Source organism: Staphylococcus sp. EG-SA-2 (genome assembly GCF_017152085.1).
Window position 1 is genome coordinate 1 of record NZ_JACYHC010001264.1, and the last position, 619, is coordinate 619.

General features: G+C 34.4%; 1 protein-coding gene. It reads left to right on the forward strand.

Annotated elements, in window-relative coordinates; translation table 11 throughout:
• Positions 1 to 619, forward strand: a 619-nt coding sequence (locus IDG60_RS20440; protein ID WP_206161124.1) for a DEAD/DEAH box helicase family protein, incomplete at both ends; no start/stop codon positions are given.

The window sequence follows — 619 nt, forward strand, 5'->3', positions numbered from 1 at the left end:
GATAATGTAACAAGATATAAAATAACAGAGAGTTCGCAAAGTTCATCACAAGCATATTATCATCTCTCATTTGAATTGTCGGAACAGCAGTCTTATGCCTCAGAACATATTGTTCGAGCCATTAGAAAGAGACAAACGATTTTGTTATATGCCGTAACAGGTGCAGGTAAGACAGAAATGATGTTTCAAGGCATTCAATATGCAAGAATACAGGGAGATAATATAGCTATTGTGTCACCACGTGTAGATGTTGTTGTAGAAATTAGTAAACGTATTAAAGACGCATTTCTTAATGAAGATATAGACATACTACACCAGCAATCAAGACAACAATTTGAAGGGCATTTTGTTGTATGCACAGTGCATCAACTTTACCGATTCAAACAGCACTTTGATACTATTTTTATTGATGAAGTCGATGCCTTTCCTTTATCAATGGATAAAAATCTACAACAAGCATTGAAGTCATCTTCTAAAGTTGAACATGCAACAATTTATATGACAGCAACACCACCGAAACAACTTCTGTCAGAGATTCCCCACGAAAATATAATTAAATTGCCAGCTCGCTTTCATAAAAAATCACTTCCAGTTCCTAAATATCGTTATTTCAAACTTA